General features: G+C 65.6%; 24 protein-coding genes. 13 read left to right on the top strand and 11 right to left on the bottom strand.

Annotated elements, in window-relative coordinates:
• Positions 1 to 7 precede the first annotated feature (7 nt).
• Together DEA8626_RS14245 and lpxK are read left to right on the top strand one after the other, a co-directional pair.
• Positions 8 to 1,234 (top strand): 3-deoxy-D-manno-octulosonic acid transferase, encoded by a 1,227-nt coding sequence (locus DEA8626_RS14245; RefSeq protein WP_108853894.1) that lies wholly within the window; start codon positions 8 to 10, stop codon positions 1,232 to 1,234.
• Positions 1,234 to 2,232, top strand: coding sequence for a tetraacyldisaccharide 4'-kinase (gene lpxK, locus DEA8626_RS14240; RefSeq protein WP_108853893.1), 999 nt, complete (start codon positions 1,234 to 1,236; stop codon positions 2,230 to 2,232). Before DEA8626_RS14245 ends, lpxK begins: the two co-directional genes overlap by 1 nt.
• A gap of 12 nt (positions 2,233 to 2,244) precedes the next feature.
• Here lpxK and DEA8626_RS14235 read toward each other — a convergent pair whose 3' ends face one another.
• From DEA8626_RS14235 to DEA8626_RS14225, 3 genes are read right to left on the bottom strand one after another with little or no spacing between them, the layout of a single operon-like run.
• Positions 2,245 to 3,390: a CaiB/BaiF CoA transferase family protein gene (locus tag DEA8626_RS14235; RefSeq protein ID WP_108853892.1), complete on the bottom strand. Its 1,146-nt coding sequence runs from the start codon at positions 3,388 to 3,390 to the stop codon at positions 2,245 to 2,247.
• A 4-nt stretch (positions 3,391 to 3,394) separates the two neighbouring features.
• Positions 3,395 to 4,069, bottom strand: coding sequence for a DsbA family protein (locus tag DEA8626_RS14230; RefSeq protein WP_108853891.1), 675 nt, complete (start codon positions 4,067 to 4,069; stop codon positions 3,395 to 3,397).
• Positions 4,070 to 4,074: 5 nt separating this feature from the next.
• On the bottom strand, positions 4,075 to 4,602 hold the full coding sequence (locus DEA8626_RS14225; protein ID WP_108853890.1) for a DUF721 domain-containing protein: 528 nt from the start codon (positions 4,600 to 4,602) through the stop codon (positions 4,075 to 4,077).
• A gap of 84 nt (positions 4,603 to 4,686) precedes the next feature.
• Between DEA8626_RS14225 and mutY the strand changes: the two genes are divergently transcribed.
• Together mutY and DEA8626_RS14215 are read left to right on the top strand one after the other, a co-directional pair.
• A complete protein-coding gene (gene mutY, locus DEA8626_RS14220) occupies positions 4,687 to 5,745 on the top strand; it encodes an A/G-specific adenine glycosylase (protein WP_245890876.1) in 1,059 nt (352 codons plus the stop codon).
• 38 nt (positions 5,746 to 5,783) lie between these two features.
• Positions 5,784 to 6,935: an alkane 1-monooxygenase gene (locus DEA8626_RS14215; protein WP_108853889.1), complete on the top strand. Its 1,152-nt coding sequence runs from the start codon at positions 5,784 to 5,786 to the stop codon at positions 6,933 to 6,935.
• 51 nt (positions 6,936 to 6,986) lie between these two features.
• On the opposite strand, the gene DEA8626_RS14210 is transcribed toward DEA8626_RS14215, so the two are convergent.
• The 4 genes from DEA8626_RS14210 to DEA8626_RS14195 form a co-directional block, all read right to left on the bottom strand.
• A complete protein-coding gene (locus DEA8626_RS14210) occupies positions 6,987 to 7,769 on the bottom strand; it encodes a methyltransferase domain-containing protein (protein ID WP_108853888.1) in 783 nt (260 codons plus the stop codon).
• Positions 7,770 to 7,970: 201 nt separating this feature from the next.
• Positions 7,971 to 9,086 carry a site-specific DNA-methyltransferase gene (locus DEA8626_RS14205; protein WP_108853887.1) on the bottom strand — a complete coding sequence of 372 codons (1,116 nt, stop codon included), beginning with the start codon at positions 9,084 to 9,086 and terminating at the stop codon, positions 7,971 to 7,973.
• Positions 9,087 to 9,170: 84 nt separating this feature from the next.
• On the bottom strand, positions 9,171 to 9,806 hold the full coding sequence (rnhB, locus tag DEA8626_RS14200) for a ribonuclease HII (RefSeq protein WP_108853886.1): 636 nt from the start codon (positions 9,804 to 9,806) through the stop codon (positions 9,171 to 9,173).
• Between the two features lie 128 nt (positions 9,807 to 9,934).
• A complete protein-coding gene (locus tag DEA8626_RS14195) occupies positions 9,935 to 10,426 on the bottom strand; it encodes a hypothetical protein (RefSeq protein ID WP_108853885.1) in 492 nt (163 codons plus the stop codon).
• Positions 10,427 to 10,601: 175 nt separating this feature from the next.
• Between DEA8626_RS14195 and DEA8626_RS14190 the strand changes: the two genes are divergently transcribed.
• The 4 genes from DEA8626_RS14190 (at position 10,602) to DEA8626_RS14175 (ending at position 14,029) form a co-directional block, all read left to right on the top strand.
• Positions 10,602 to 10,847 carry a hypothetical protein gene (locus tag DEA8626_RS14190; RefSeq protein WP_108853884.1) on the top strand — a complete coding sequence of 82 codons (246 nt, stop codon included), beginning with the start codon at positions 10,602 to 10,604 and terminating at the stop codon, positions 10,845 to 10,847.
• A gap of 20 nt (positions 10,848 to 10,867) precedes the next feature.
• Positions 10,868 to 11,572 carry a winged helix-turn-helix domain-containing protein gene (locus DEA8626_RS14185; RefSeq protein ID WP_108853883.1) on the top strand — a complete coding sequence of 235 codons (705 nt, stop codon included), beginning with the start codon at positions 10,868 to 10,870 and terminating at the stop codon, positions 11,570 to 11,572.
• Positions 11,573 to 11,637: 65 nt separating this feature from the next.
• Positions 11,638 to 12,735, top strand: a complete 1,098-nt coding sequence (gene nspC / locus DEA8626_RS14180; protein ID WP_108853882.1) for a carboxynorspermidine decarboxylase — start codon at positions 11,638 to 11,640, stop codon at positions 12,733 to 12,735.
• Between the two features lie 52 nt (positions 12,736 to 12,787).
• Entirely contained in the window at positions 12,788 to 14,029 is a 1,242-nt protein-coding gene (locus DEA8626_RS14175) for a saccharopine dehydrogenase family protein (RefSeq protein WP_108853881.1), read from the top strand.
• A gap of 3 nt (positions 14,030 to 14,032) precedes the next feature.
• On the opposite strand, the gene DEA8626_RS14170 is transcribed toward DEA8626_RS14175, so the two are convergent.
• From DEA8626_RS14170 to DEA8626_RS14160, 3 genes are all read right to left on the bottom strand, one after another.
• Entirely contained in the window at positions 14,033 to 15,298 is a 1,266-nt protein-coding gene (locus tag DEA8626_RS14170; protein WP_108853880.1) for a glycerate kinase type-2 family protein, read from the bottom strand.
• Positions 15,295 to 16,272 (bottom strand): HpcH/HpaI aldolase/citrate lyase family protein, encoded by a 978-nt coding sequence (locus DEA8626_RS14165; RefSeq protein ID WP_108853879.1) that lies wholly within the window; start codon positions 16,270 to 16,272, stop codon positions 15,295 to 15,297. The genes DEA8626_RS14170 and DEA8626_RS14165 overlap by 4 nt, the downstream gene beginning before the upstream one ends.
• 112 nt (positions 16,273 to 16,384) lie before the next feature.
• Positions 16,385 to 17,038: a response regulator transcription factor gene (locus tag DEA8626_RS14160; RefSeq protein ID WP_108853878.1), complete on the bottom strand. Its 654-nt coding sequence runs from the start codon at positions 17,036 to 17,038 to the stop codon at positions 16,385 to 16,387.
• 230 nt (positions 17,039 to 17,268) lie between these two features.
• On the opposite strand from DEA8626_RS14160, the gene DEA8626_RS14155 reads away from it, so the two are divergent.
• The 5 genes from DEA8626_RS14155 to DEA8626_RS14135 are packed head-to-tail and all read left to right on the top strand — an operon-like array spanning position 17,269 to position 24,271.
• Positions 17,269 to 18,507 carry a pyridoxal-phosphate-dependent aminotransferase family protein gene (locus DEA8626_RS14155; protein ID WP_108853877.1) on the top strand — a complete coding sequence of 413 codons (1,239 nt, stop codon included), beginning with the start codon at positions 17,269 to 17,271 and terminating at the stop codon, positions 18,505 to 18,507.
• Between the two features lie 20 nt (positions 18,508 to 18,527).
• Positions 18,528 to 19,724, top strand: a complete 1,197-nt coding sequence (locus tag DEA8626_RS14150; RefSeq protein WP_108853876.1) for a malate--CoA ligase subunit beta — start codon at positions 18,528 to 18,530, stop codon at positions 19,722 to 19,724.
• Entirely contained in the window at positions 19,724 to 20,614 is an 891-nt protein-coding gene (gene sucD / locus DEA8626_RS14145) for a succinate--CoA ligase subunit alpha (RefSeq protein WP_108853875.1), read from the top strand. Before DEA8626_RS14150 ends, sucD begins: the two co-directional genes overlap by 1 nt.
• Before the next feature lie 11 nt (positions 20,615 to 20,625).
• Entirely contained in the window at positions 20,626 to 21,597 is a 972-nt protein-coding gene (locus DEA8626_RS14140; protein WP_108853874.1) for a 2-hydroxyacid dehydrogenase, read from the top strand.
• A 4-nt stretch (positions 21,598 to 21,601) separates the two neighbouring features.
• Positions 21,602 to 24,271, top strand: a complete 2,670-nt coding sequence (locus DEA8626_RS14135) for a phosphoenolpyruvate carboxylase (RefSeq protein WP_108854064.1) — start codon at positions 21,602 to 21,604, stop codon at positions 24,269 to 24,271.
• A 13-nt stretch (positions 24,272 to 24,284) separates the two neighbouring features.
• Here DEA8626_RS14135 and DEA8626_RS14130 read toward each other — a convergent pair whose 3' ends face one another.
• Positions 24,285 to 24,875, bottom strand: a complete 591-nt coding sequence (locus DEA8626_RS14130) for a VOC family protein (RefSeq protein ID WP_108853873.1) — start codon at positions 24,873 to 24,875, stop codon at positions 24,285 to 24,287.
• Between the last annotated feature and the right edge of the window lie 56 nt (positions 24,876 to 24,931).

The raw sequence follows: 24,931 nt of genomic DNA, 5'->3' as shown, positions 1-24,931 counted from the left end.
TTGGCGCATGGGACGCTCGCTCGCGCTCGCGCTTTACATGACGGCGGCCGCGCGTGGCGGGCCGGGGCCTGAACCTGCCCGGCCGCCGCGACCGGAGGGCCGGCTCGTCTGGCTCCATGCCGGCGCGGACAGCACATCGGCCAGCGTCGCACAACTTGCCCAGCGGCTTGTTCAGGAGGACGCGACACTTAGCCTCTTGATCAGCGCCGAGGACGCACCGCCGCACCTCAAGGGCTTTCCGGGCGGGGCGCGTGCCGATCTCCTGCCGCCCGACCGGCTGGCCTGCCTGAGGCCATTTCTCGATCACTGGTGCCCGGACCTTCTGATCCTCGTCGGCGCGAGCCTTCCGCCCGCCCTGATCGTGGAATGCCACGACCGCGCGATCCCGCTTGTCCTCGCCGATTTTCAGATGACTGCGGCCGCGGCGTCAGCCTGGCGCTGGCGGCGCGGGATGGCAAGGTCGCTCCTCGGCCGGTTCCGCCGCATCCTCGCGCGGGAATCAGACAGCGCGGAGCGACTGAGACGGATGGCGGGCCGCAATGTCGCGGTCGAGACCGCCGGCCGGATCGAGGAGACGACGGAGCCGCTCCATGCCAACGAGGCGGAGCGCGCGTCGCTTGCCGAGCTATTGCATGCGCGGCCGGTCTGGCTTGCCGCGGCCTGCCCGGAGGCCGAGGAAGAGGTGGTGCTGGCGGCGCAGGCGCATGCGATGCGCTTTGCGCACCGGTTGCTTCTGATCCTCGTGCCGACCGACCCCGGCCGCGCCGGGCCGCTTGCCGAGCGGGTCGCCAGAGAGAACTGGTTGGTGGCGTTGCGCGCCCGCGAGGAGGAGCCGGAGGCGGCGGTCCAGGTCTTCATCGCCGAGGGCATGGCCGAGCTTGGCCTGTGGTACCGGCTCGCGCCGGTCACCTATATGGGCGGCACGCTGACCCAAAGGGGCGCCGGGCGCAACCCGTTCGAACCCGCCGCGCTTGGCTCGGCGATCCTGCACGGGCCGCATCCGGGGCCTTATCCCAGCGCCTACGCCCGGCTCGCGGCCGCGGGCGCGACGCGGCAGGTCGAAAGCGCCGCCCAGCTTGCGACTGCGGTCGCGGACCTCATCGCGCCCGACAAGGCGGCGACACTGGCGCACAATGCCTGGGCGATCTCGTCCGGCGGGGCCGAGGTGGCCGAACATGTGGTGGAGGTCATCCTCGACACGCTCGGCTCGGGCGGCGGAAAGGCGGTGGCCTGATGCGGGCGCCCGGATTCTGGTTCACGCCGCAGGACCGTCCGGCGCTGGCCGCGAGGGTACTCGCGCCGCTCGGGCGGATCTACGCCGCGGCGACCGCGCGGCGGCTCGCGCAAGGCGCGGGCGGCGGGTTCCGGCCCAGCGTTCCGGTGATCTGCGTCGGCAACCTCAATGCCGGCGGCACGGGCAAGACGCCAACGGTGATCGCGCTCGTCCAACGCCTCGCCGCGCGCGGAGTCGCGGCGCAGGTCTTGAGCCGGGGCCATGGCGGACGGTTGGCCGGACCGCTGCAGGTCGATCCGCGCGTGCACGGCCCTGAGGACGTCGGTGACGAACCCCTTCTGATCTCTGGCTTCGCGCCGATCTGGGTCGCGCGGGACCGTGCCGCGGGCGCACGCGCCGCCGTTCAAGCGGGAGCGAAAGTGATCCTTCTCGACGACGGTTTTCAGAATCCCTCGGTCGCCAAGGATCTGTCGATCGTCGTCGTCGACGCCCAGCGCGGGTTCGGGAATGGCCGCTGCCTGCCCGCGGGTCCCCTGCGGGAGCCGGTCGAGACGGGCCTGTCCCGCGCGGATTTCGTCCTCTCCGTTGGCGACGCGGCGGCGCAGGACCGTTTCAGCGAAACCTGGGTGTCCGCGCTTGGCGTTCCGCATCTGACCGGCGCGCTCCAGCCGCTCGCGACCGGCATGGACTGGCAAGGCCTCCGCGTCTTCGCCTTCGCGGGCATTGGCCATCCCGAGAAGTTCTTTGCGACGCTCCGCGCCCTCGGCACTGAAATCATCCGCGCCGTGCCGCTCGACGACCACCAGCCGCTGCCGCCGACGCTCCTGCGCCGTCTCGAGGGCGAGGCGGCGGGTCTTGGCGCCCAGTTGGTCACGACTGAAAAGGATGCGACGCGACTGCCGGACGAGTACCGCGCGAAGGTTCTGACGGTTCCGGTCCGGCTTGAACTGAACGACTGGGCGCCGCTCGATGCGGCGCTCGACAAACTCGGACTATGAGGTGTTCCGCCTTCAGGCGGGACCGGGCTTCAGTTCGGCGTCGTGTTCGCCAAGCGCTGGTGACGGCCGGTCGAGCGACAACTTGGAGGCAGAGAAGACGAAGGGCGAGCGCACGCTCGGTACCCCGTCGAGGTCGAGCTTCAGCCCCCGCGCCACGACTTGCGGATCGGCGAACACCTCGGCCATGTCGTTGATCGGCCCGGCCGGCACCCCCTCCGCCTCGCAGGCGGCCAGGAGATCCACCTTGCGCCAGGCTTTGGTCTTGTCGGTGATCGCCTTCATCAGCGCCCCGCGGTTCGCGACCCGGTCGGAGTTGGTCGCGTAGTCCGCCGCCGTCGCCAATGCCTCGAGCCCGAGGAGGCCGCAGAGCCGCCGGAACTGCCCGTCATTGCCGACCGCGAGGATCACCCAGCCGTCGGCGCAGTCGAAGACCGAATAGGGCACGATATTGGGATGGGCATTGCCCATCCGGTTGGGCGCTGTCCCAGAGGCGAGGCAATTCATCGACTGATTTGCCATGATCGCGGTCGCGACGTCGAGAAGCGCCATGTCGATATGCTGCCCCTCACCGGTCCGGTCGCGCTGATGGAGCGCGGCGAGGATCGCAGTCGCCGAATAGATGCCGGTGAACACGTCCGTGACGGCGACGCCGACCTTTTGCGGCTGGCGGTCGGGTTCTCCGGTGACGCTCATCAGGCCGGACATGCCCTGGATGATGTAGTCGTAGCCCGCGCGGTGCGCGTATGGCCCCGTCTGCCCGAACCCGGTGATCGAGCAATAGATGAGCCGCGGGTTGACCGCCCTGAGGCTGCCGTAGTCCAGCCCGTACTTTTTCAGCCCGCCGACCTTGAAGTTCTCGATCAGGACATCCGCGTCCTTCGCCAGCTCGCGGACGAAAGCCTGCCCGTCCGGGGTGCGGAAATCGGCCGTGACCGACTTCTTGCCGCGATTGCAGGAATGGAAATAGGCCGCTGACCGATCGACGCCGTTCGCACCGGGCCGTTCGATGAAGGGCGGGCCCCATTGCCTCGTGTCGTCGCCTTCGGGCGCCTCGACCTTGATCACCTCGGCGCCGAGATCGGCGAGCGTCTGGCCGGCCCAGGGACCGGCCAGAATGCGCGCGAGTTCGACGACCTTCAGCCCGGCGAGCGGCGCCATGCGCTCAGTTCGCCAGCTTCTCGTCGAGGAGTTTGGCGAAATCCTCGTAGGACATGTTGGAGTACTTCTGCCCGTCGACCACGAAGGACGGAGTCGAGTTGATCTCGTCCTTCTGCGCGTTGGCCTGATAGGTCGCGACCATCGCCTTGGCCATATCGTTGTCCGCGAGACAGGCGTCAAGTTCGTCCTTGCCCAGCCCCGCCTTGAGCCCGATCTTACGCAGATTTTCGGCGATCCCGGCCGCATCGCCCGGCGCGATCCACTCCTGCTGGGTGTCGTAGATCAAGTCGGTGATCCCGAAATACTTCTCCGGCCCGCCGCAGCGCGCGATCATCCCGGCCCAAAGCCCGAACTTGTCGAAATAGACCTCGCGATAGACGAAGCGGACCTTTCCGGTGTCGATATAATTCGCCTTGAGCTGGTCGAAGACGGTGTCGTGGAAATTCGCGCAATGCGGGCAGGTGAACGAAGCGTACTCCACGACCGTCACCGGAGCATCCGCTTGTCCCAGCACCATGTCCGGCACCATCTGCGCCTCCGAGCCCGCTGCCGCTTCTTGCGCAACGGCCGCCGCGGAGAAGGCGGGCGGCAAGTTCGCGGTTTCGGTCCGGGTCATCCAGAATCCGCCTGCGGCGACGGCAAGCGCCACTGCGCCTGCGACAAGATACGTCTTCGACATCGATGTCAGCCTTTCTTCTGTCCGGGGCGAGACAACACCTTTTCGCCCAAAGCTTCAAGCGCGGCCCGGAGCCGCAGGTCATGCACGTCGCCCGACAGCGCGGCCGCCCGCTGTCGCACCGCCGGATCAGTCTCGGGCGGGGCGTTTGGCGGGGCCGGCGCGAACTGGACCTGTCCCTCGGCGAAGCCCGCCGGTGCGGTCTGCGTGATCGTCACGCGGGAAATGGCATTGTAGCCGTAGCAGGCATTCACCTTCTCGCGGATCTTCGGCAACTGCATCTGCAGCACCGGTGCCGCCGCGCCGGTGGTCAGGAGCATCAGCGTCGCGCCGAAGCCCTCGCGCCCGTAACCCACCTTCACGGGCCGGGCCATCGCGGCGATCTCTTCGCCCACGACCTCGGGCCAATGCGTGAGAAGCCGCGACACGACGAAGCCGCGCGACTCGCCCGCCCGGCGGATGCGGTCCTTCAGAAGGCCCGAGGCGGCCTCGAACCCGCGCGCCCGACGCTTCGCACCTTTGGCAGAGTCGGTCATGCCTGTCCTTTCCTGCATCGGCGGCTATCTTAGGCGGGCGACAGGGCCTTGCCCACCACATTGCGGATGACGGAGCCATAAAGATTGCGTGACGAAGAAATCAGCGCCGCGCTTCTCGTCTGGTACGACCGGCACGCCCGCGTGCTGCCGTGGCGGGTGGGGCCCGAGGATCGGAAGGCCGGGCTGCGTCCAGACCCCTACCGGGTCTGGCTGTCGGAGATCATGTTGCAGCAGACGACTGTGGCCGCCGTCCGCGACTATTTCCGCCGATTCACCGCGCGCTGGCCGGATGTCGTAGCACTTGCCGCCGCCGACGATGGCGAGGTGATGGCCGAATGGGCCGGGCTCGGCTACTACGCCCGCGCGCGGAACCTTTTGAAATGCGCCCGCGCAGTCGTCGCCGAGCATGGCGGACGGTTCCCGGAGAGCCGCGATGAGCTTCTGGCTCTCCCCGGCATCGGCCCTTACACTTCCGCCGCCATCGCCGCCATCGCGTTCGATGAGCCTGCGACCGTGGTCGATGGCAATGTGGAACGCGTCATAGCCCGGCTGTTCGCCGTGGAAGCGGCGCTTCCCGGGGCCAAGCCGGACCTTTCTGCCCTCGCCGCCCGGCTGACGCCCCGGGACCGCCCCGGCGACCATGCCCAGGCGATGATGGATCTCGGTGCGACGATTTGCACGCCGAAGACCCCCGCCTGCGCACTTTGCCCGCTCCGCCCGGTTTGCCGCGCGCACGCAGCGGGTATCGCCGCCAATCTGCCACGCAAGGTGCCGAAGAAAGCAAAGCCCACCCGCAGGGGCGTCGCTTACGTCGCCCGGCGCGAGGACGGGGCGCTGCTTCTCGAACGCCGCCCCGAACGGGGACTTCTGGGCGGCATGCTCGGCTGGCCCGGCAGCGACTGGTCGGAGGAGCCTGCACCTGCCCCGCCTCTCGACGCTTGCTGGACCGAGGCCCCCGCTGAGGTTCGCCACACCTTCACCCACTTCCACCTCGTCCTGACCGTGATGACCGCCCGCCTGCCCGCCGACGCGGCGCCTGAACGCGGCAACTTCCATCCCCGTGCAAGCTTCCGCCCCGCCGACCTGCCGACGCTCATGCGCAAGGTCCATGACGTTGCGCGCTCCGCGCTCGAGGCGGATTGAGCCCGACCGCGCCCATCCCTACACTCCCGCCCAGAAACATGACTGATAAACCGACCACTGCTCCGGCCCAGCGCCTGACCCCGGCCCTGCCGTTCTGGCTGTCGCTTGTCCTTGTTCCATTGGCCATGATCGGCGCAGCATTTGGCGGTTGGACCGTCTGGCTCCTGCCGGTCTACGGCTGGATCGTGACCTCGATCCTCGACGCGATCGCGGGGTTGGAAAAGGGCAATGCGGACACCGAGACGCCCGAGAACGAGTTGTTCTGGCATCGGCTCATCACGCTCATCTGGTTTCCGGTCCAGGCGGCCACGCTTTATGGCCTTATCTGGTACGTAACGCGCATCGGTCATCTCGTGGGGTGGGAGAAGGTCGTTCTCTTCTTCGGCATGGGCGTCATCTCTGGCTCGATCGGCATCACCTATGCGCACGAGCTGATGCATCAGAGGAATCGCCTCGAACGCTGGCTAGGCGATCTGCTGCTGGCCATCGTCCTATATAGCCATTTCCGGACCGAACACCTGCTCGTCCACCATCGCTATGTCGGCACGCCGCGCGACGCCGTCACTGCGCGTTACAACGAAGGCTTTCACCGCGCCTTCTTCCGAGTCCTGAAGGTTGGACCTGGCTCTGCGTGGCGCGCGGAGACCCAGCTTCTCGCCCGCGCCGGTCGCGGGCCCTTCCACCGGTCGAATCCGTTCTGGCGCTACGCTGCCCTGCAGCTCGTCGCCCTAGCGCTGGCCTTCATATTCGGCGGCTGGGCGGGGCTCAGTCTCTTCCTGTGGCAGGCCTTCGTCGCGATCTGGCAGCTCGAACTCGTCAACTATATCGAGCATTATGGTCTCACCCGCCGCCACCTCGGGGACGGCAAGTACGAACACGTCCTGCCGCGACATTCCTGGAACGCCGAGCACAAGGTCTCGAACTGGCTCCTGATCAATCTCCAGCGCCATTCGGACCACCACTGGAAGCCCGACCGCCGCTTCCCGCTTCTCCAGACCTACAGCACAAACGAGGCCCCGCAGCTTCCCTTCGGCTATCCGGCGATGACGGCGCTCGCCATGATCCCGCCCTTGTGGCGGCGGCGCATGAACCCACGGGTCCGCGCCTGGCGGAAGACGTACTATCCCGACATCACCGATTGGTCGGACTACAACAATGCCCGCCTGCCGATGCCAAAGGGCGCAAGCTGAGCCCGCCTCTTCATTGTCCAGGTCTGCCCGCCGGAGGCGCGCGCCTCACGGTCAGAGATGTGCGGTCAGGATGAGGGCCGGCATGTCGAAGGCGATGCGGTCGTCCTGCGCAAACGGCCGGAGCTCGTTCTCCGCGGCGTCGCGCAAACGGGCGAACTGATCGTCGTCGAGCAGCCCGCCGAGCGTCCAGACACAGGCCCGTTCGGTCGCCACGAGATCAGCGATCGAGTCGAAGCGCACGCTGCCGACCCGCTCAGTGACGGTCGCCCGCGGCAACTCTGCTCCAGCCGCCAACGCTTGCAGCGCCTCGCGGCTTCCGAGAACGAAGGGCTCCCGGAAAGCGTCCCCGACATCTCGCCCGAAGAGACGATCGAGGAGCGCCGCAAGGACGCGGTAACCGGGAGACGCCTCGAGCGCGCCGCAGACCGCGACGGCCATCCGGCCGCCGGGAGCGAGCACCCGTGCCATCTCTCTCAGCGCCGCAACGCGGTCGTCGAAGAACATTATGGCGAACTGGCTCATCACAGAGTCGAAGCTCGCGTCGGGAAACGGAAGGGTCTCCGCGCGGCCCTCGACCCACTCGATACCGGGCTTGCGCCGCGCGACCGCGAGCATGTCCGCGTTCGGGTCAAGCCCAATCACCCGGCCGCCCGGCTGGGCGCTACGCGCCGCCGCCGTGGTCGCGGCACCGGTTCCGCAGCCCACGTCGAGCACTCGGGCACCCGGCACAACCCCGGCAGCCTCGGCCAGTATCGGTCCCCACTGCGCGAAAAGCGCCGGCACGAAGGCGCGTTCGTAGACTTCGGCGGGGCCAGTATCGGTCACGCTGTCCATTCCCTCCTCCCAGGATAAAACGACGGTACGGATAGTACTCTTCGACGGGACCCGGACCCATGACCCGGCATCCCGATCGTTTGATCGAGCGTCCGGCACTGCAGTGGTTGAAAGGCAAAAAAAACCCCGCCGGGGATGCAATCCGGCGGGGCAAGGTCGTGCCGTGGTCAGGCCACAGGCACCGGCGGTAACTTGTGAAATTCAGTGCGGGCGCGTCTCGTCCATCTCGGCCCGGATCTGCTGGCGTAGGATGTCGATCGGCACGAGCTTGCCGTCACGCTTGAAGTGCCAGTAAGTCCAGCCATTGCAGCTGGGCGCCCCTTCGAGATGCGCGCCGACCTGGTGGATCGAGCCCTTCACGTCGTTGCCGATCAGCGTACCGTCAGCGCGCACCTTGGCCTTATAGCGGTTGCCGATCGAGTAAAGCTCCTCCCCGGGCCTGAGCATGCCGCGTTCGACCACTTGGCCGAACGGCACGCGCGGTTCGGCGCGCTTCGAGGTCGAGGTCTCGAGCGCCTCGCGGTCGAACCTGCGGATCTTCGCGATTCGCGCCTCGGCGGCGTCGCGGTAGGACGGCTCGCGCTCGATCCCGATGAAGTCGCGGCCGAGCATCTTGGCCACGGCCCCCGTCGTGCCGGTTCCGAAGAACGGGTCGAGGACCACGTCGCCCGGATTGGTCGTGCCCACGAGAACACGGTGCAAGAGCGCCTCGGGTTTCTGCGTCGGATGGGCCTTGTCGCCATTGCCATCCTTCAGCCGCTCGTGCCCGGTACACAAGGGGATCACCCAGTCCGACCGCATCTGCACGCCGTCATTAAGGGCCTTCAACGCTTCGTAGTTGAACGTGTACTTGCCGCCTTCGGACTTCGACGCCCAGATCAGCGTCTCATGCGCGTTGGTGAACCGCTTGCCCCGAAAGTTCGGCATCGGGTTCGACTTGCGCCACACCACGTCGTTCAGAATCCAGAACCCCTGGTTCTGCAACTCCGCACCCATGCGGAAGACGTTGTGATAGGAGCCGATGACCCAGATCGCGCCGCCCGGCTTCAGGAGACGCCGCGCGGCCGAAAGCCAGTCCTTCGTGAACTTGTCATAGACCTTGAAGCTGTCAAACTGGTCCCAATGATCGTCGACCGCGTCGACCTTTGAATTGTCGGGCCGGTGCAGGTCGCCGCGAAGCTGCAGGTTATAGGGCGGATCGGCGAAGATCAGATCCACGCTGTCTGCGGGCAAAGACCGCATGATCTCGATGCAGTCACCGGCCATGATCTGATTGAGCGGAAGCCCCACGGCCCCCTTCGTGATGGTTTTCGTCATCGCTGCCTCGTCCCCGGCATTGGTGCCGTTCTCGTTGATCCCAAGATGAGTCAGGAGCGATTCGCCGTCAAATTCTTTTTTGAATCAAGAGCTTATGGATTTGGCTTGATACAAGATGTGGTGCACTGGCTTGAACGAACGTCTATGATGTGGGGTCACACCGAGATTTTGGAGCGCCTCGAGGTGGTCCTTCGTCGGGTAGCCAGCGTTTCTTTCCCAGCCGTAGCCCGGATGCTGTTGCGCCAAATCCACCATGAGGCGATCGCGCCACACCTTGGCGACGATCGACGCGGCGGCGATGGACAGGGACCGCGCATCGCCCTTCACGACCGCTTCGGCCGAACCGGCCAGATCGCCGGGTACGCGGTTCCCGTCGACAAGCACGTGGTCGGGCGCTACCGACAACCCTCGAACCGCGCGGCATATCGCACTATGGCTCGCCTGAAGGATGTTGAGCGCGTCGATCTCCTCGACGCTCGCGAGACCGACCGACACGTCGGCGGTCTGGGCGAGGGCCTCGTTCAGGGCCTCGCGGCGCGCCCGCGTCAGTTTCTTGGAATCGTCCAGCCCCTCGGGAATTCGCGCGGGGTCGAGGCGTACTGCAGCCGCGACGACAGGACCGCAGAGCGGACCCCGGCCCACCTCGTCAACGCCCGCGACGCGGAACGCTCCGCGCGCGAAGGCGGCCTCCTCGAACGTGAAATCGGGTTCGTTCGCCATATCGCGTGATCGCGCGAAACCGACACGGCCGCAAGCCGAAACAAGAAAAGGGGGCGGCGCCGATGGCTCCGCCCCAGGTCGGACGCTTGGTCAAGGAGTCCCGCGTCCGCTGCTCGAAAGAATCCCGTTCAGCGCACGTTGGCGATCTGCCAGCCACGGTCGCGCAGGCAACTTGTGCCGTAGACGGTGCGGCTGCCCCATTGATCGCGAATCCGGAACGCGCAGTCGTTGGGAAGCCGATGCGCGGCACCGAGCTCAATGATGCAGCGCTCGGACACGACATCGCGCCGGCCGCCTTGGCCGCGGATCGGGAAGACGCACTGTGCGGGAATGACGGCGTGGCGGCGCTTGTCGCGATAACCGTAATTGCCGTGGCGGCGCCAGCGGTCGTCATCGTCGTCGTGCCGGTGCACGTTGAAATTGTTGCGTGACGCGGCCTGGGCTTTCTCTTTCTTGCTCTTCTTGTTGTTGTGGTGGATCACGATCCCCAGCGTGGCCGCGCCCAGCAGGAGCGCGAGCGCCTTGCGGTCCTTGTCGCTCATGGCGGCGGCGGGAGCCGCGGCCATCGGGCCAAGGGCGAGCGCCGCGGCGGTGATCGCAACGATCAGTCGGCGGAACATGGTCTCTCTCCTTTCCCAGATGATGCGGGGCGCCTGGGGCCCCGTAGTTCGATGGAGCCAGCCTCGGCCCGTCCGCCCGAAGAGGGCAATAACGCCGCCCCGCTATCCGATAACGGTGGCCCGCGACGCCTTTGTTATTGATTAGCCGGGCGCGCCGGGTCAGGTTGTCGGCACCATGACAGGCAAGACCATTCCCCTTCTCGCGCTGATCGCGCTACTGGCCGCAGAACCTGCTTCGGCGGCGTGCCGTGTCGAGTACAAGGCGAAGCGGGACAACCCGCTCAAGCTCGACTTCGGCGTGGCCTCACTCCCCGACTCGGCCTGCGCGTCCAAACAAGCGGCGGCGGCGGCGCTGGCGCCGAAGCTCGCACAGCAGGGCTGGACCCTGCTCGCCATTGTGTCCATCCTTGCGTCGAAATGATCTGACGCCGGGGGACGGACTTGGCAGACACGAATTTCGCGGCATCGGACGCGCTGCGCTCGGGCAACCGGATCGTAATCTGGGGCATTGCCGCGATTGTCGCGATCCTCGCGCTCGCGGCAGTGCTGCTGTTCCTCTCGCTTCCGGATGCCAATGCCTTCAATGCGCGTGTGGAGCGCATCTTCGTCGAGAACGACGCGTTGACGACAGGCGAGCAAATCAAGCTTCTTGAGATCCTTGCCCAGTCCGGCACCGCCTTTTCGGCCGTGCTGACGAGCTACCGGATGGTGATCTTCATCCTTCTCATCTTCGCGACGGGCCTTCTGATCGCGGCGCTCGTCTTCCTTCTGATGATCGTCGCACTGAACCGCCGCATGGGCGAGATCGAGCGGCAGGGTATCCAGGTGTCGTCGCTCTTGATCAGCCGGGCCGAGAACGCTGTCGTGCTGAACAACATGGAGTTCAAGCTGACACCGGCGGCGGTCGAGACGCTGTCGGTTCTGGCCGAGGCGCGGATGGACGATGATGTCTTGTCAGGTGCAGAAATCGAGGCCGTCATTTCTGGCAAGAGTTCCGCCGACTGCGACGAGAGCGCCGGCGCGATGCGGATCAAGCGGCTGAGGGACGCGCTGGGCAACCAGATGGTGAGCGAGCTTCTCGTCAAGAACATCGCGCGGCGCGGCTATATGCTCGCCGTCGACAAGGACGCGATCCGCATGATCTGAACCGCTTGCGCCGGGGGGCCACGGCTCTTATACCGGCCCTTCCCTTTGGCCGGTTGGGGGGCGCGATGATCCAGACACCCTTCTATCTGATCGACAAGGCGAAGCTTCTTCGCAACATGGAGATCATCGACCGGTTGCGCGACGGTTCCGGAGCGAAAGCCCTGCTGGCGCTCAAGTGCTTCGCGACCTGGTCGGCCTTCGACCTGATGCGCGAGCATATGGACGGCACGACTTCGTCGTCGCTCTACGAGCTCCGCCTCGGACGAGAGAAGTTCGGCAAGGAGACCCACGCCTATTCTGTCGCCTGGGCGGATCACGAGATCGAGGAAGCGGTGGGGTACGCCGACAAGATCATCTTCAACTCGATCGGCCAGCTGGAGCGTTTCGGTAACCGCGCCGCGCATATCGAACGCGGGCTGCGCCTGAATCCGCGCTTCTCGACCTCCGGATTCGACCTTGCCGACCCGGCTCGGCCGTTCAGCCGCCTCGGCGAATGGGATGCGGTGAAGATCCTCGAAGTCATCGACCGAATTTCGGGCTTCATGATCCACTACAATTGCGAGAACGCAGATTTCGACCTCTTCGACCACCAGCTTGGCCGGATCGAGGCCGAGTTCGGCGATCTCTTGGAAAAAGTGAAATGGGTCAGCCTCGGCGGCGGTATCCACTTCACGGGCGAGGGGTATCCGGTCGACCGGCTGGCCCGGCGGTTGAAAGCCTTCGGCGAGAAATTCGGCGTACAGGTCTATCTCGAACCCGGCGAGGCGGCGATCACCAATTCGACGACGCTGGAGGTCACGGTTCTCGACCTTCTGAACAATGGCAAGGACCTCGCCATCGTGGATTCGTCCATCGAAGCGCATATGCTTGACCTGTTGATCTACCGCGAGAATGCCAAGATCGCGCCGGATGAGGGCGAGCACGAATACATGGTCTGCGGCAAGTCCTGCCTGGCCGGGGACATCTTCGGCGAGTTCCGGTTCCCCGAGCGCCTGAATATCGGCGACCGGATCTCTGTCCAGGACGCAGCCGGCTACACGATGGTCAAGAAGAACTGGTTCAACGGCGTAAACATGCCGTCGATCGCCATAAGGGAACTCGACGGGTCCATCCGACTTGTCCGCGAGTTTGGCTTTGAGGACTACGCCTCGAGCCTGTCGTGAGCGTGTTACGCTCGCCCCTTCCACTGGCCCCTCAAAATAGGAGACAGCCGAAGTGAAAAAGAACGTGCTGATCATTGGCGCCGGCGGTGTCGCGCAGGTCGTGGCGCACAAGTGTGCCCAGAACAATGACATTCTGGGCGACCTGCACATTGCGAGCCGCACCGCGTCGAAATGCGACGACATCATCGCCTCGGTCGACGAAAAGAAGTCGATGAAGGTGCCCGGCACGTTCAAGTCCCACGCGGTCGATGCGATGGACACGAAGGCCGTTGCCGACCTCATCCGCAAGACGGGCGCCGAAATCGTGATCAATGTCGGCACACCCTACGTCAACATGTCGGTCCTCGACGCCTGTATAGAGACAGGCACCGCCTACATGGACACCGCGATCCACGAGGAGCCGGACAAGATCTGCGAAACCCCGCCCTGGTACGCGAACTACGAATGGAAGAAGCGCGAGGCCTGCGAGAAGGCGGGCGTCACCGCGATCCTCGGCGTGGGTTTCGATCCGGGCGTGGTGAATGCCTATGCGCGGCTGGCCGAGGACCAGTATCTCGACAAGATGACCTCGATCGACATCGTCGACATCAATGCCGGTTCGCACGGCAAGTATTTCGCCACGAACTTCGACCCCGAGATCAATTTCCGCGAATTCACCGGCACGGTCTATTCCTGGCAGAACGGCAAGTGGAAGGAAAACAGGATGTTCGAGGTGGGCCGCGAATGGGACCTGCCGGTCGTCGGCAAGCAGAAGGCCTATATGAGCGGGCATGACGAAGTGCATTCGCTGGCCAACCGCTACAAGGACGCCGATGTGCGGTTCTGGATGGGCTTCGGCGATCATTACATCAACGTCTTCACGGTCTTGAAGTCGATCGGCCTGCTGTCCGAACAGCCGGTGACGACCGCCGAGGGCCTCGAGGTCGTGCCTTTGAAAGTGGTCAAGGCCGTGCTGCCCGACCCGGCCTCGCTGGCGCCCGGCTATTCGGGCAAGACCTGCATCGGTGATCTGGTGAAGGGCACGAAGGACGGCAAGGAGACGGAAGTTTTCATCTACAACGTCGCCGACCACAAGGAGGCGTATGAGGAAGTTGGCTCTCAGGGCATTTCCTATACCGCGGGCGTTCCGCCTGTCGCCGCGGCGATCCTGATCGCGAAGGGCGACTGGGACGTCAAGAAGATGGCCAATGTCGAGGATCTCGACCCCAAACCATTCATCAACCTCCTCAATCGCATCGGCCTGCCGACGCGGGTGAAGGATGCCAAGGGCGACCGCGCGGTGGATTTCGGCTAGGCGCTACGGACCGAGCAGGAGTATCTGGACGTCGGCGACGTTCGTCCCGGTGCCGCCGGTGACGAGCAGGTCTCCGGCGGCAGCGAGCGCGGCGTTGCTGTCGTTGTTGGCCAGCAGCGCATCCGGGTCCTTGCCGGCGGCGCGGATGCGGGTTGCGGTGCCGGCATCGACGAAGCCGCCCGCCGCCTCGGTCGGACCGTCGCGCCCGTCGGTGCCGCCGGACAGGAACACCCAGTCGCGGCCGAGATCGGGCATGGAGAGCGAGACGCGCAGCGCCAGTTCCTGGTTGCGCCCGCCGAGCCCGTCGCCCTTGAGCGTCACGGTCGTCTCGCCGCCGAAGATCAGGCAGGCGGCGCGTCCCTTCGGCACACTGCGCACGGAGTCGGTGACGATCTTGGCGGCATCTGCCACGTCTCCGGTCAGCTGGTCGCTGACAATTTGCGGCGCGAGACCGGCGGCGGCTTCGGCGACGGCCTCAAGGCTCTTGCGGTTGGAGCCGATCAGGATGTTCGTGGCCTGCGGCGACGGCGGCTCGTCGGGTCTTGCGCGTTCGAGATGGGCGCGGACGGGTGCGGGCAGTTGGGACCAGACGCCCCGCTTTTCGAGCAGCGCGCGCGCCTCAGCCCGCGTCCCGATCGGGGCGACGGTCGGGCCAGAGGCGATGACCCGTAAATCGTCGCCAATGACGTCGGAGAGAATGTAGGCGGTGACCGGGGCGGGCGCGGCAATGCGCAGCATGCCGCCGCCCTTCAGCCGCGAAAGCTGCTGGCGGATGAGGTTGATCTCGGTGATTTCGAAGCCGTGGGCGAGGAGCAACCGGTTCACCTCGGCCTTGTCGGACAGCCCCAGCCCTTCGGCCGGAGCTGGCAGGAGAGCCGACCCACCGCCCGAGATTAGCGCGATGACGCGATCCTCGCCTGTCGCCGAGGATAGGAGCGCCGCGACCTCGTCGGCACCGCGCGCACCGTTCTCGTCGGGCACCGGATGACCCGCCGCGATCACGCGCGCGCCGGGCAGGTCACGTGCATTCTCGTAGTTTGTGATCACAAGCGCTTCGCGGGCGGATTGGCCGAGATGGCCGAGCATCGCCTCGGCCATCGGGAGGGCGGCTTTTCCAACGGCAACAAGAAGATAGCTGCCGCCCGGATCCGGGCGGGGCGGCGGGTTCGTGTCCAACGCCGCCCTTAGCGCATGCGCGGGATCGGCGGCCGTGCAGGCCGCCGAGAACAGTTCCTTCGCCCGTTCGCGAAGCGCCTCGACCACGGTCACGCGGCCGCGATCTGGCGCGCCTTTTCGACCAGCACTTCGGCTTGGCGGATCGAAGCATAGTCGATGAGGCGGCCGTCGAGCGAGACCGCGCCCTTGCCTTCGGCGGCGGCCTCTTCCATCGCTTTCAGAATGCGTTGCGCCTTGGTCACCTCGGCCTCGGAGGGGCTCATCACCTCGTTGGCGAGCGCGATCTGCGACGGGTGGATCGCCCATTTGCCCTCGCAGCCGAGCACCGCGGCGCGCTTCGCTGCCGCCTTGTAGCCATCGGGATCTGAGAAATCGCCGAACGGGCCATCGATCGGACGCAGGCCGTTGGCGCGCGCCGCGACGACCATCCGGGCGAGCGCGTAGTGCCACATATCGCCCCAATGCACATCGCGCGAGCCGTCGTCGAGTTTGTCGGTCAGGACCGCGTAATCCGGGTTCACACCGCCGATGATCGTGGTCCGTGCGCGGGTCGAGGCGGCATAGTCGGCGACGCCGAAGTGAAGCGATTCGTTCCGCTTCGAGGCGGCGGCGATGTCCGAGACGTTCTGCATCCCGAGCGCGGTTTCTATGATATGCTCGAAGCCGATCCGCTTCTTGTAGCCCTTCGCGTCCTCGATCTGGGTCACGAGCATGTCCACGGCGTAGACGTCGGCGGCGGTGCCGACCTTCGGGATCATGATCAGGTCGAGACGTTCGCCGGCCTGTTCGACGACGTCCACGACGTCCCGGTACATGTAATGTGTGTCGAGCCCGTTGATTCGCACGGACATCGTTTTCGTACCCCAGTCGACCTCGTTCAGCGCCTTGATGATGTTCTTCCGCGCCTCGGCCTTGTCGTCCGGAGCGACCGCGTCCTCGAGGTCGAGGAAGATTACATCGGCATCGGATTTCGCCGCTTTTTCAAACATTTGGGGAGCGCTGCCGGGAACGGCGAGTTCGCTTCGATTAAGCCTGGCCGGTGCTTGTTGGATGACGTGGAAGCTCATGGGATGCGTCCTTTGAGGTTGCCGTAGCGTGACGGGCGCGATTCAAGGTCGAAATTTTCCTTCGCTGTCAAGCAACGATGTTGCGCGACAGAATGACGCTGTGAAACATCCTTCAGCGATCTTGCTTCCCCTCTCCCGGAAGCCGGGAGGAGTAGAAGAACGCGATCGCCTGGGCCCGGTTCTTGACGCCGAGTTTCTCGAACAGGTTCGACAGGTGGAACTTCACGGTGTTGGCCGAGATGTCGAATTCGCGGGCGAGATCCTTGTTGGTGAGCCCGGTCGCCAGCGCCTCGAGAAGCGCCCGTTCGCGCCGGGTCAGGCTGTGGATCGGATCGGCCTGCAGCTCGCGGACATCGAGGAAGGGGAAGACCATCTGACCGGCCGCGACGGCGAGGCAGGTGTCGAGAAGCTTTTCGACCGGCGTGGTGCGCGACACGAAGCCGGCGGCGCCGGCGAGCATGGCGAGGCGCGGAAGATCGCCCTTCGGATCGTCCCCGTAGACGACGAGGCGCGGCGCGTTCGCCTGCTCTCGCAGCACCTCGATTAGCTTCTGGCCGCCGAGCGCCGGAAGGTTCCAGTCGATCACTCCGACCTGGACCGGCACCCGCATGACCGCGCCGAGGAAGCCCTCGGCCGTCGCTGTCGTCGCGACGAGCGAGAATCGGGGATCGCGGTCGAAGATCTCGGACATGGCCGAGAGGACAAGCGGATTGGCGTCCGCGAGTGAAACGGCGATCGGGGCGGTGTCGGCGATAACCTTCTGCATTCATTCAATCTTTTGCAAGAACCTACCCGCATGGGTGGGCACTCTTTTGGTATACTATCGCATTCACACCTAATTGGGTAGGTTTTTTCCAATACATCTGGATACCCAAAGGCAGGAGTAACGCAGGTTGTGACGTAGCGGCAAGAGGACATATGAACATCCCTGTTAGCCGCCGGACTCCACCGGCACATCCCAGAGCCGAACCCGCCGAGGCCTCACGGAGGAATGACATGTCGATCTTCCCGCAACTTAATATCCCAGAGACGTTGGCCGCCGGCCCCGGCCCGGGCAACACCGATGCGCGCGTTCTGGCACGCTTTGCGCAGTCGGGTCTTGCCGACCACATGCAGGCCGATGTGCTGAGGGGCATGATCGAGTGCAAGAAGATGCTGCGAACAGTCTGGGGCACGAATAACACCTACACCTACGGCGTCGGCGGCACGGGCTTTTCCGGGCTCGACTGTATGCTGGGCGCGCTTCTGCCGGGCGACACGGTGGTCGCGTTCGTGAACGGCACCTTCTCTGGCCTCGACGGGCTGACGATCCGCATGAAGGCCGCGACGCGGGAGGAACTGAAGGCCAACCCGATGGACCCGCAGCCGGCTTCGGTCACCATCGTCACCGTGCCGCACGGCCAGTCGGTGACAGGCGAGATCATCGAAAAGACACTCGCTGCGAAACAGCCGAAATGGGCGTTCATGGCACATTGGGAAACGGGGTCGGGCCGGATCAACGACCTCAGAGGCTTCTCCGACGCCTGCGAACGCCACGACATCATGGGCCTTGTCGATGCCGTCTCGTCCCTCGGGATCGAGGATTTCTCGATCGACGACTATCCCGGCGTCGTGGGATGGGCGTCCTGCCCGCAGAAGGGCGTGCTCTGCCTGCCGCTCACCTACGCGCCGGTCAGCTTCACCGACCGCTACATCGCCGAGGTCAAGTCGAATGGCTGCCATTCCTACGTGCATCATCCGATACTCGAGGCGCGGCACTGGGGCATCGTCGATGGCCAGGACGTGGCCGCCGGCAGCTACCACCGCACCCATTCGGGCTATGCTGTCGCCGCCTTCCACGAGGCGCTTCGGATCACGCTCCAGCACGGCCGCGCCCGGCGCGCCGCGGATTACGCGATGCACGAGGCCGCGCTGCGCGCCGCCGTGACCGCGATGGGCTGCAAGGTCACGTCGAACATGACGAGCCTCGTCGTCTTGAACCTGCCCGACGCGCTCGCGGGCCGCGAGAAGGAGCTGGTGCAGAACTGCCGCGCCAAGGGCTTCGGCATCTGGCCGACGCTGTCCGAGCCCGTGCAGGTCCGCATCGGCATCCTCAACCAGCTTTCGGTGCCGGCGATCACCGACATCGCCATGCGCTTTGCCGCGGCGATGCAATACCTCGGCGGGGAAGTCGATATCTCGAAGGTCCAGGCGGCGCTGGATCAGCACTACCAGACCGCTCTCGCGGCGGAATAACGGCGGGCAAGGAGGCTCGGATGGACATTCACGAATACCAGGCCAAGGAGATTCTGTCGGGCTTCGGCGTGACCGTACCGCAGGGCGCGCTGGCCTACAGCCCCGAGCAGGCGGCCTACCGGGCCCGCGAGCTTGGCGGCAACCGCTGGATCGTCAAGGCCCAGGTCCATGCCGGCGGCCGCGGCAAGGCGGGCGGCGTGAAGCTATGCGACTCGGAGCACGAGATCCTCGACGCTGCCGCCGACATGTTCGGTCGGACGCTGGTCACGCACCAGACGGGGCCGGAGGGCAAGGGCATCTACCGCGTCTATGTCGAGGCCGCGGTGAGCTTTGAGCGCGAGATCTACCTCGGCTTCGTGCTCGACCGCTCGAGCCAGCGGGTGATGATCGTCGCATCCTCCGAGGGCGGCATGGAGATCGAGGACATCTCGGCCGAGCGGCCGGACTCGATCGTGCGGTCCACGGTGGAGCCGGCGGTCGGGCTGCAGGAATTCCAGGCGCGCGAGATCGCCTTCGCGCTCGGCATCCCAACGGCGCTGACGCAGCAGATGGTGCGCACGCTTCTCGGCTGCTACCGCGCCTTCACCGAGCTCGACGCGACCATGGTGGAGATCAACCCGCTCGTCATCACCTCGGACGAGCGCATCCTCGCGCTGGACGCGAAGATGACGTTCGACGGCAACGCGCTTTTCCGCCATCCCCATGTGGCTGAACTGCGCGACAAGAGCCAGGAAGACCCGCGCGAAAGCCGCGCCGCCGATCGTGGGCTCAACTATATCGGGCTGACCGGCAATATCGGCTGCATCGTGAACGGCGCGGGCCTCGCGATGGCGACGATGGACACGATCAAGCTTGCAGGAGGGGAGCCCGCGAACTTCCTCGACATCGGCGGCGGGGCAACGCCGGAGCGGGTCGCCAAGGCCTTCAAGCTGGTGCTGTCGGACCAGAATGTGCAGGCCGTGCTCGTCAATATCTTCGCCGGCATCAACCGCTGCGATTGGGTCGCCGAAGGTGTCGTCCAGGCGCTGACCCAGAACCCCGTGGACGTGCCGGTCATAGTGCGCCTCGCCGGCACGAACGTGGAAGAGGGCCAGAAGATCCTCGCCAAGTCGGGCCTGCCGATCATCCGCGCCACCTCGCTCATGGAGGCGGCGGAACGGTCGGTCACGGCCTGGAAGAACGACCAATCGCAGAACACCAAGCTGAGGGCGATCTGATGAGCATCCTTCTCGACCGAAACAGCCGCGTCATCGTCCAGGGCATCACCGGGCGGATCGCGCAGTTCCACACCAAGGAAATGATCGAATACGGCACCAATGTCGTCGGCGGCGTCGTGCCCGGTAAGGCTGGCGAGAGCGTCCACGGCGTGCCGGTCTTCAACACGGTGAAGGAAGCCGTCGCCGCGACCGGCGCGGATGCGTCGCTCGTCATCGTGCCGCCGCCCTTCGCCGCGGATTCGATCATGGAAGCGGCCGACGGCGGCATCCGCTACTGCGTCTGCGTGACCGACGGCATCCCGGCGCAGGACATGATCCGCGTGAAGCGCTACATGTTCCGCTATCCGAAGGACCGCCGGATGGCGCTCACGGGTCCGAACTGCGCCGGGACGATCAGCCCGGGCAAGGCGCTTCTCGGCATCATGCCGGGCCACATCTACCTGCCGGGCAACGTGGGCATCGTCGGCCGGTCGGGCACGCTTGGCTACGAGGCGGCGCAGCAGCTGAAGGATCGCGGCATCGGCGTCTCGACCTCGGTCGGGATCGGCGGCGACCCGATCAACGGGTCCTCGTTTCGCGACATCCTCGAGCGGTTCGAATCCGATCCCGACACCCATGTCGTCTGCATGATCGGCGAGATCGGCGGCCCGCAGGAAGCCGAGGCGGCCGAATTCATCCAGAACCACATGACGAAGCCCGTCATCGCCTACATCGCGGGTCTGACCGCGCCCAAGGGCCGCACGATGGGCCATGCCGGCGCGATCATCTCGGCCTTCGGCGAAAGCGCGAGCGAGAAGGTGGAGATCCTGTCGGCGGCAGGCGTCACCGTGGCCGAACACCCCTCGGCGATCGGCGAGACCGTCGCGCGGGTGATGAAGAAAGCCGCTTGAGGGAGGCGAGAATGGCGAAACCCAGGGTGCTTGTCACGCGGGCCTGGCCCAAGGCGGTCGAGGCCAAGATGGCGGAGGCGTTCGAGCTCACGCTCAATCGCGACGACCGGCCCCTGGGTCTGGCCGATCTGCGCGCGGCCTTGGCGAACTACGACGCGGTGCTGCCCACCGTGACGGACAAGCTTCCGGCGCAGGTCTTCGACCTGCCGGAGGCGCGGACGAAGATCCTCGCGAATTACGGCGTAGGCTTCGCCCATATCGACACAGCTGCGGCGAAGTCGCGCGGCATCGCGGTGACCAACACGCCCGACGTCCTGTCTGAATGCACCGCCGACATCGCCATGACGCTGATGCTGATGGCCGCGCGGCGGGCGGGCGAAGGCGAGCGCGAGTTGCGCGAGGGGCGCTGGACCGGCTGGCGGCCGACGCATCTGATCGGCAGCAAGGTGTCGGGCGCGACGCTCGGCATCATCGGCTTCGGACGGATCGGCCAGGCGATGGCGCAGCGCGCCCATCACGGGTTCGGAATGAAGATCCTCGTCCAGAACCGGTCTGCCGTCGCGTCGGAAATTCTCGCCCGCTACGACGCGGAGCAGGTGCCGACGGTCGAAGACCTGCTTCCGCGCTGCGATTTCGTCTCGCTCCATTGCCCCGGCGGTTCCGCCAATCGGCATCTGATCGATGCGCGCCGGCTCGACCTGATGAAGCCGTCGGCCTTCCTGATCAACACCGCGCGCGGCGAGGTAGTGGATGAATACGCGCTGGCGCAGGCGCTGTGGTTCGGCACGATTGGTGGCGCCGGTCTCGACGTGTTCGAACGCGAGCCGGCGATCCCGCCGGAACTGCTCGGCGCAGATAACTTGGTGATGCTGCCGCATCTCGGATCGGCCACGCGCGAAACCCGCGAGGCAATGGGCTTCCGCGTCTTCGAGAATCTGCAGGACTTCTTTGCGGGGCGCGATCCGCGCGACAAGGTGGCGTGAGGTCATGGGACTCGCGGTTCAGGCACTCGACGGCACCGAGACGGCGGATTCGCCCTACGCCGACGAGTTGCGCCGCGATCTGATGCGCCTGTGGCGCAACGTCATCAGCCGGCGCGCGCCGCAGGTTCTGGCGTTCCTCGACGCGAAAGAAGCTGATCTGCCCACGGGCGACGCGGCTATCCCGCATCTTCAGGCTGCCAACATCTGGTTCCAGATTCTGAAGATCATCGAAGAAAACGCCGCGATGCGCGGCCGGCGGCAGCTTGAAACCAGCGCCGGTCCCGACGCGGTGGCGGGAAGTTTCGCCCAAGTCCTCTCACGATTGGAGCCCGGCCAGAGCGCGGCCGGGTTCCGGGCGTTCGCCGACAGGCTGTCGGTGGGGCCGACGCTTACCGCGCATCCTACCGAAGCCAAGCGCACCACGGTTCTCGAAATCCACCGCCGCATCTATCGCGCGCTCGTCGCGCTTGAGACGCAGCGCTGGACGCCGCGCGAAGCCGAGAACCTGCTCCGCGACATCGAAAGCGAGATCGATCTGCTGTGGCTCACCGGTGAACTCAGGATGGAGCGCCCCGACCTTACGGCGGAGATCGAGTGGGGCCTGCAGTTTTTCCGCGACAGTATCTATGACGCAGTGCCGCAGCTTTTCGAGCGGTTCGAGGCCGCCGTGACGGCGCGCTTCGGCACAATCGAGTCCGCGCGGCCGTGCGTCAAGTTCCATTCCTGGATCGGCGGGGATCGCGACGGAAACCCGAACGTCAACGTTGAAGTGACACGGGATGCCCTTTGCCGGTCACGCGGTGCGATCCTTGCCTGCTACCAGGAGTCGCTCGCGTTGGCCGCCGCCCGGGTCAGCATCAGCTCCTCCATCGCTGAACTAAGCCCGGAGCAATCCGGCACGCTTGACGCGATCGTGTCGTCAGCCAAGGAGTCCGACGATCTCAAGCGACGCAACCCCGGAGAAAGGTTCCGCCAGGCCCTCACGGCGATCAGCCTGCGGATCGCCGCCACAGCCGAAGAAAGCGGCGGGAGGTACCGGCATGTCGACGATTTCGTGACCGATCTCCTCCGCGTCGAACAGGTGCTAAACGGAATCGGCGCGGACCGCCTGTCGGAACGCTTCGTGCGGCCGATCCGCTGGCAGGCCAAGGTCTTCGGCTTCCGAACGGTCACACTCGACGTGCGCCAGAATTCGACGGTCACGACCGCGGCCATCGCCGAGATCTGGAGCAAGGCCAGAGGCGAACCCGTCCCGTCCTACGGCTCCCCCGAATGGTCGGCCCGTATCCGGCAAGAACTGGCGTGGGCGGAGTTGATCGTGCCCGAGCTCTCGACGCTGAGCGAGCAGACGTGCGAGATCCTTGCCCTGTTGGCCCTGATGAAGACCGCGCAGAGCGGTCCGGACCCGGAGGCGATCGGCCCCTTCGTCCTATCGATGACCAGATCGAGCGACGATCTGCTCGGCGTCTTCCTGCTTGCGCGTTATGCAGGTTTCGGGGCCGAGAAGCTCGACCTGCGGGTCGTGCCCCTCTTTGAGACGATTGGTGATCTGCAGGCGGCGCCGGTGATCCTGGACGAACTCCTGTCGGTTCCGCTCGCCAAGCGCAGCCTGGGCAATCTCGCGGGGCAGCTCGAAGTGATGGTCGGCTATTCCGACAGCAACAAGGACGGCGGATTCGTCTGCTCGACCTGGGAGCTTCACAAGGCCCAGCGGAAGATCGCGCGAGCGATCGCGGGTCATGGAATGAGCCCGGTCTTTTTTCATGGCCGCGGCGGATCGGTCAGTCGCGGCGGAGCGCCGACGGGCCGGGCGATCTCGGCGCAGCCGGCGGGAACCATCGACGGCCGGCTGAGGCTGACCGAGCAGGGCGAAGTCGTCTCGTCGAACTACGCCAACCGGGGAACGGCGGTTAACCATCTGGAGCTTTTGGCCTCTTCGGTGCTCGACCACTCGCTGAATCGCGACGAGATCGTGGTCAACCCGGAGCATGACAATGCGCTCGAGGCGTTGTCCGGCATTTCCCAGACGAGCTATGGCAACCTTCTGCGCATGCCGGGCTTTCTCGACTACTTCCAGCAGGCCAGCCCGGTCGAAGAGCTTGCACTCCTCAAGATGGGCTCGCGGCCCGCACGGCGGTTTGGGGCCCAAAGCCTGGCCGATCTGCGTGCCATCCCTTGGGTCTTCGCGTGGTCGCAGAACCGACATCTTATCACCGGCTGGTACGGTTTCGGCTCGGCAATCGAGTCGTTCCGCCGGTTCCGCGGCGCGCGGGGCGATGCGCTTCTGGAAGAGATCGTGGCGCAGCACCGGCTCTTCCGACTCATCGTCGACGAGGTCGAAAAGGGGCTGTTCCAGTCGGACATGGGAATTGCGCGGCGTTACGCGTCGCTGGTGAAAGACGCAGAGACGGGCGAGCGCGTCTTCGCCGCGATCGAGACTGAGTTCCGGCGCTCGGCGGAAGCTGTCCGGCTCCTAAACGGGGGCGCCGAAATCGGCGCACGGTTCCCGAAGATGCGCGCCCGGTTCGAGCGGGTGCGCGGACAACTCGACCAGATTAACCGATTGCAGGTCGAACTCTTGCGCAACCGGCGCGAGGGCCGGACCGCCAAGATCTCGGTCCCGCTGATGCAGTCGATGAACTGCATCGCGGCCGGACTCGGCTGGACCGGCTAGCGCGGAACGCAGGTCAGTCTCGCGAATAGGGATCTTTCGGATTGCGGTCCTCCGACAGCGAGCGCTGGCTGCGCTCGACCAGCGCTTCGATCGCATCGGCCAGATGCAACTCGGTGATGTTCGCGTCGCCACACGCGGTGCGGATCAGGTGCGCCTCGTGCAAGACTTCGGCATGGGAATGGCCGCTGGGCGGCTCGAACCGGTAGCTGGCGAGCTCGATGAGAAGGCCCATTGGATCGCGGAAATAGATCGAATCCATAAAGCCTCGGTCCTTCGCGCCGGAATGCGCGATGCCGCGGTCGTCGAGGCGCTGCGCAACCTGCGCAAAGCTCGCATGCGAGACCGCGAAGGCGATGTGATGGACGTCCCCCGGCGTGGGGTGTTTGCGCGCAGGGTCCGGAACACGATCCTCGTTCGTGAAAATTGTGATAAGGCGCCCGTCGCCTGGATCGAAGTAAAGATGTCCCTCGCCCGGATTATCGAGATTGGGCTGATCGAAAATGAAGGGCATTCCCAACAGTCCCTCCCAGAAATCAATCGATGTCTGACGGTCCGCCCCGACGAGCGTGATGTGATGGACGCCCTGAGCCTGGATTTTCCGCATGGCCACCTCCGCTTGGGCCGAGAGTAACAGCTTTCCGGCGGCGTACAAAAGGACGG

The sequence above is a fragment of the Defluviimonas aquaemixtae genome, from assembly GCF_900302475.1.
Lineage (GTDB): Bacteria > Pseudomonadota > Alphaproteobacteria > Rhodobacterales > Rhodobacteraceae > Albidovulum > Albidovulum aquaemixtae.
This window is presented reverse-complemented; position numbering and strand designations above follow the sequence as displayed.

What these genes read in the sequence shown, in the direction of transcription:
- DEA8626_RS14245 (WP_108853894.1), top strand. Translation starts at nt 8, where the DNA reads ATGGGACGCTCGCTCGCGCTCGCGCTTTACATGACGGCGGCCGCGCGT.
- lpxK (WP_108853893.1), top strand. Translation starts at nt 1,234, where the DNA reads ATGCGGGCGCCCGGATTCTGGTTCACGCCGCAGGACCGTCCGGCGCTG.
- DEA8626_RS14235 (WP_108853892.1), bottom strand. Translation starts at nt 3,390, where the DNA reads ATGGCGCCGCTCGCCGGGCTGAAGGTCGTCGAACTCGCGCGCATTCTG.
- DEA8626_RS14230 (WP_108853891.1), bottom strand. Translation starts at nt 4,069, where the DNA reads ATGTCGAAGACGTATCTTGTCGCAGGCGCAGTGGCGCTTGCCGTCGCC.
- DEA8626_RS14225 (WP_108853890.1), bottom strand. Translation starts at nt 4,602, where the DNA reads ATGACCGACTCTGCCAAAGGTGCGAAGCGTCGGGCGCGCGGGTTCGAG.
- DEA8626_RS14215 (WP_108853889.1), top strand. Translation starts at nt 5,784, where the DNA reads ATGACTGATAAACCGACCACTGCTCCGGCCCAGCGCCTGACCCCGGCC.
- DEA8626_RS14210 (WP_108853888.1), bottom strand. Translation starts at nt 7,769, where the DNA reads ATGGACAGCGTGACCGATACTGGCCCCGCCGAAGTCTACGAACGCGCC.
- DEA8626_RS14205 (WP_108853887.1), bottom strand. Translation starts at nt 9,086, where the DNA reads ATGACGAAAACCATCACGAAGGGGGCCGTGGGGCTTCCGCTCAATCAG.
- rnhB (WP_108853886.1), bottom strand. Translation starts at nt 9,806, where the DNA reads ATGGCGAACGAACCCGATTTCACGTTCGAGGAGGCCGCCTTCGCGCGC.
- DEA8626_RS14195 (WP_108853885.1), bottom strand. Translation starts at nt 10,426, where the DNA reads ATGTTCCGCCGACTGATCGTTGCGATCACCGCCGCGGCGCTCGCCCTT.
- DEA8626_RS14190 (WP_108853884.1), top strand. Translation starts at nt 10,602, where the DNA reads ATGACAGGCAAGACCATTCCCCTTCTCGCGCTGATCGCGCTACTGGCC.
- nspC (WP_108853882.1), top strand. Translation starts at nt 11,638, where the DNA reads ATGATCCAGACACCCTTCTATCTGATCGACAAGGCGAAGCTTCTTCGC.
- DEA8626_RS14165 (WP_108853879.1), bottom strand. Translation starts at nt 16,272, where the DNA reads ATGAGCTTCCACGTCATCCAACAAGCACCGGCCAGGCTTAATCGAAGC.
- DEA8626_RS14160 (WP_108853878.1), bottom strand. Translation starts at nt 17,038, where the DNA reads ATGCAGAAGGTTATCGCCGACACCGCCCCGATCGCCGTTTCACTCGCG.
- DEA8626_RS14155 (WP_108853877.1), top strand. Translation starts at nt 17,269, where the DNA reads ATGTCGATCTTCCCGCAACTTAATATCCCAGAGACGTTGGCCGCCGGC.
- DEA8626_RS14150 (WP_108853876.1), top strand. Translation starts at nt 18,528, where the DNA reads ATGGACATTCACGAATACCAGGCCAAGGAGATTCTGTCGGGCTTCGGC.
- sucD (WP_108853875.1), top strand. Translation starts at nt 19,724, where the DNA reads ATGAGCATCCTTCTCGACCGAAACAGCCGCGTCATCGTCCAGGGCATC.
- DEA8626_RS14140 (WP_108853874.1), top strand. Translation starts at nt 20,626, where the DNA reads ATGGCGAAACCCAGGGTGCTTGTCACGCGGGCCTGGCCCAAGGCGGTC.
- DEA8626_RS14135 (WP_108854064.1), top strand. Translation starts at nt 21,602, where the DNA reads ATGGGACTCGCGGTTCAGGCACTCGACGGCACCGAGACGGCGGATTCG.
- DEA8626_RS14130 (WP_108853873.1), bottom strand. Translation starts at nt 24,875, where the DNA reads ATGCGGAAAATCCAGGCTCAGGGCGTCCATCACATCACGCTCGTCGGG.